Origin of the sequence: Microbulbifer sp., assembly GCF_051659245.1 — a bacterium.
Classification (GTDB): domain Bacteria; phylum Pseudomonadota; class Gammaproteobacteria; order Pseudomonadales; family Cellvibrionaceae; genus Microbulbifer.
The window spans coordinates 1-4,005 of the sequence record NZ_JBOFOC010000144.1 but is presented as its reverse complement, the minus strand read 5'-3'; the positions used below and the strand labels follow the sequence as shown (position 1 = coordinate 4,005).

The window sequence follows — 4,005 nt, the reverse complement described above, 5'->3', positions numbered from 1 at the left end:
CGCCCCGGCCCGCCGTAATCCCCCTCTCCCCGGCCCTCTCCCCCAAGGGGGAGAGGGGGCACAATGGCTACTCTCTACGCCACTTGGTGCCTTCGCGGCTGTCTTCCAGAACCACACCTTTGGCCTTCAACTCCTCGCGGATTTCGTCGGCGCGGGCGTAGTTTTTGTCGAGTTTGCTCTGCTGGCGCTCGGCGATCAGCTGTTCGATTTCCTGCTCGGAAATCGTCTCCGCTCCCCGGGCCTGTTTGAACCAAGCTTCCGGGTCCTGTTGCAGGATGCCCAATTGCCGGCCCGCGGCCAGCAATATCGCCTTCCGATGCGCCTTCCCAGCCGTGCCTGACTTGTTCAGCTCCCTGGCCATCTGATGCAGTTCGCCGATGGCCACCGGCGTGTTCAGGTCGTCCTCGAGCGCGACCATAAATGCAGTGCCCTCAAGGTTCGCCTCGCCTACTTCTATGCTTTGCGCCTCGCGCAAAGCACCGTAGAGCGAATCGAGGCTGCGCCACGCCTGCTCCAGCAGGTCGGAACTGAAATTCAGCTCCGAGCGGTAGTGGGCGGAGATCAGCGCGAAGCGCAGCACTTCGCCCGGGTACTGCTGCAGCAGGTCGTTGACCATGCGGAAGTTGCCCAGGGATTTGGACATCTTCTCGCCTTCAATATTCACATAGCCGTTGTGCATCCAGTAGCGCACAAAGTCCACACCGTTGGCGCAGCAGCTCTGGGCGCGCTCGTTTTCGTGGTGGGGAAAGGTCAAATCGCGGCCGCCGCCGTGAATATCGATGGTGTCCCCCAGGTGCTTCTTGATCATCGCCGAGCACTCCAGGTGCCAGCCGGGGCGGCCGCGGCCCCAGGGGCTGTCCCAGCCGGGCTCGTCGTCTTTCGAAGGTTTCCACAGCACGAAGTCGCCAGCGTATTTCTTGTAGGGGGCCACCTCGACGCGGGCGCCGGCGAGCATATCGTCCAGGGAGCGCTTGGAGAGCTTGCCGTAGCCATCCATGGATTCCACCGCGAAGAGCACATGGCCCTCGGCCTCGTAGGCGTGGCCCTTCTCGATCAGCCGCTCGATCATGGCGATCATTTCCGGTAGGTGTCCGGTGGCATAGGGAGTGACGTCCGGCTCCAGATTGTTGAGCGCGGCCATATCCTCGAAATAGGCCTGGGCGAAGCGCGCGGAGAGCACACCGATCTCCTCGCCGTTGTCCCGCGCGGCTTTCATGATCTTGTCGTCGATATCGGTAATGTTGCGCGCGTAGACCACGTCGCTGAAACGGTTTTTCAACAGCCGGTAGAGGGTATCGAACACCACCACCGGGCGGGCGTTGCCGATATGCACGCGGTTGTACACGGTGGGGCCGCAGACGTACATGCGCACCCGGTCTTCCACCAGTGGCTTGAAGATTTCCTTTTTCCCGGAGAGGGTGTTGTAGAGCTGTAGAGGCATCTCTTCTCGCAATCTTGTTGGTGGAATGCGCTACGCTTATTCCACCATTTTCCAATTTCATGTAGGAGCCTGCTTGCAGGCGAATATAGTGCCGGTATCAAACTCCGTCCTCGCCATCCCTGGCGCAACGTTTGTGTATTCGATTTGACCCCGGCCCGGCCATCCATGGCCGGTCGCAAAATTGCGCAGCGAGCAGTGCTCGCTAATCGCGCAATTTTGCCCAGGAATCCCGCAGGCCAATGGTGCGGTTGAACACCGGCTTTTCCGCGGTGCCGTATTTGCTGTCGCGGCAGAAGTAGCCGTTGCGTTCGAACTGGTAGCTTTGTTCCGGCTCGGCATTCGCCAGGCCGATCTCAGCCTTGCAGCCGCTGAGGATCTCCAGGCTATCCGGGTTGACGAAGTCCAGGAAATTCTTGTCCCCCGCGTCCGGCGCCGGATCGCTGAACAGGCGGTCGTAGAGTCGCACTTCACAGTCGACATTTTTTTCCGCGGAGACCCAGTGAATCACCCCCTTGGGCTTGACGCCGTCCACCGGATCTTTGCCCAGGGTATCCCGGTCCACGGAGCAGCGCAGTTCGACGATTTCGCCGTTGGCATCCTTCACCACTTCGTCCGCGTGGATCACATAGGCGTTGCGCAGGCGTACCTTCTTGCCCAGCACCAGGCGCTTGTATTTCTTGTTGGCCTCTTCGCGGAAGTCCTCCCGCTCGATATAGAGGGTGCGGGTAAACGGCAGCACCCGCGCCGGGAGGTCGTCGCGCACCGGGTGGCCGGGGGCGCTGAGGCTTTCCTCCTCCCCTTCCGGGTAGTTGGTAAGCGTGACCTTGAGCGGGTCCATCACGCACATGCCGCGGGGGGCGTTCTTGTCCAGGTCGTCGCGAATGGCGTACTCCAGCATGCCCAGATCCACCACCGAGTCGGAGCGGGTCACGCCGATCATCTCGCAGAAATTGCGGATCGCCGCCGGCGGTACGCCGCGGCGGCGCATGCCGGACAGGGTGGGCATCCGCGGATCGTCCCAGCCGTCCACGTGCTTTTCGTCCACCAGTTGCTTGAGCTTACGCTTGGAGACCACCGTGTAGTTCAGGTTCAGGCGCGCAAACTCATACTGGCGCGGGCGTGCCGGCACCGGCAGGTTCTCCAGCAGCCAGTCGTACAGGGGCCTGTGGTCCTCGAACTCCAGGGTACAGATGGAGTGGCTGATGCCCTCGATGGCATCCGACTGGCCGTGGGCGAAGTCGTAGCTGGGGTAGATGCACCACTTGTCGCCGGTCTGGTGATGGGCCATCTTCTTGATGCGGTAGATGACCGGATCGCGCAGGTTGATATTGGGCGCGGCCATATCGATCCTGGCGCGCAGGCTGCTCTCGCCCTCTGCCATCCCGCCGTTCTTCATTTGCTCGAACAGCGCCAGATTCTCCTCCACGGAGCGGTCCCGGTAGGGGCTGTTTTTGCCCGGCTCGGTCAGGGTGCCGCGGTAGGCGCGGGCCTCCTCCGGCGACAGGTGGCAGACGTAGGCCTTGCCTTCCTTTATCAGGTGCAGCGCCCAGTCGTACAGCTGGTCGAAGTAGTCCGAGGTGTATTTGGCTTCGCCGGCCCATTGAAAGCCCAGCCAGGACACGTCCCGTTTGATGGACGCGACGTACTCTTCTTCCTCCTTGGCGGGGTTGGTGTCGTCGAAGCGCAGGTTGCAACTGCCGCCGAACTCCTGCGCCAGGCCGAAGTTCAGGCAGATGGACTTGGCGTGGCCGATATGCAGGTAGCCGTTGGGCTCCGGCGGAAAGCGTGTGACCACTTCGGAGACCCGGCCCCCGGCCAGGTCTTCGCGGATAATGTTCTGTAAAAAGTGAGCCGGCTTGCTCTCGGATGTCATAGAGGTCTCGATTACAGCTGTGCGAATGTAAGCGGCGGATTATAGCGCAGTTGCGCCTCAGAACATCGGTTTTGCGGAACGGCGTCCTAAGGTATGATGCCGGCCGCAATTTACCCAACCAGCCACCCACGGGATGTTTTATGATCACCCTGCACACCACCTATGGCGATATCGCCGTTGAACTGGAGTTCGACAAGGCCCCGAAAACCGCCGCCAACTTCCTGCAGTACTGCCGCGAAGATTTCTACACTGGCACCATTTTTCACCGGGTGATCAACAACTTTATGGTCCAGGGCGGCGGTATGACGCCGGATATGGAGCAGAAGCCCACCCGCGACACTATCGAGAACGAGGCGGACAACGGCCTCAAAAACGATACCGGCACCCTGGCCATGGCCCGCACCATGGAACCGCACTCTGCCAGCTCCCAGTTTTTCATCAACGTCAACGACAACGACTTCCTCAACTTCCGCAGCAAGGACTCTCAGGGTTGGGGCTACTGCGTATTCGGCAAGGTGGTCGAGGGAATGGACGTGGTCAACAAAATCAAGGGCGTGCCGACCGGCAGCAAGGGCTTCCACCAGGATGTGCCCGTGGAGACCATCGAGATCACCGGCGTGACCGTCGCCGGGGACTGACCTATCTCCTTCTCCTGTAGGAGCGGCCCATGGCCGCGATCTTTCCCGCTACG

Annotated in this window: 3 protein-coding genes; 1 reads left to right on the top strand and 2 read right to left on the bottom strand. The window is 61.1% G+C overall.

Annotated elements, in window-relative coordinates:
• Positions 1-67: 67 nt before the first annotated feature.
• Both cysS and ACRC0P_RS14645 read right to left on the bottom strand, forming a co-directional pair.
• Positions 68-1,441, bottom strand: a complete 1,374-nt coding sequence (gene cysS / locus ACRC0P_RS14650; protein WP_438632046.1) for a cysteine--tRNA ligase — start codon at positions 1,439-1,441, stop codon at positions 68-70.
• Positions 1,442-1,643: 202 nt separating this feature from the next.
• Positions 1,644-3,314 (bottom strand): glutamine--tRNA ligase/YqeY domain fusion protein, encoded by a 1,671-nt coding sequence (locus ACRC0P_RS14645; protein WP_438632045.1) that lies wholly within the window; start codon positions 3,312-3,314, stop codon positions 1,644-1,646.
• Positions 3,315-3,454: 140 nt separating this feature from the next.
• Here ACRC0P_RS14645 and ACRC0P_RS14640 point away from each other — a divergent pair, with 140 nt between their 5' ends.
• A complete protein-coding gene (locus ACRC0P_RS14640) occupies positions 3,455-3,952 on the top strand; it encodes a peptidylprolyl isomerase (protein WP_438632044.1) in 498 nt (165 codons plus the stop codon).
• The last annotated feature ends 53 nt before the right edge of the window (positions 3,953-4,005 follow it).

Excerpts from the sequence above, each read along its gene's own strand:
- cysS (WP_438632046.1), bottom strand. The coding sequence starts at position 1,441 with ATGCCTCTACAGCTCTACAACACCCTCTCCGGGAAAAAGGAAATCTTC.
- ACRC0P_RS14645 (WP_438632045.1), bottom strand. The coding sequence starts at position 3,314 with ATGACATCCGAGAGCAAGCCGGCTCACTTTTTACAGAACATTATCCGC.
- ACRC0P_RS14640 (WP_438632044.1), top strand. The coding sequence starts at position 3,455 with ATGATCACCCTGCACACCACCTATGGCGATATCGCCGTTGAACTGGAG.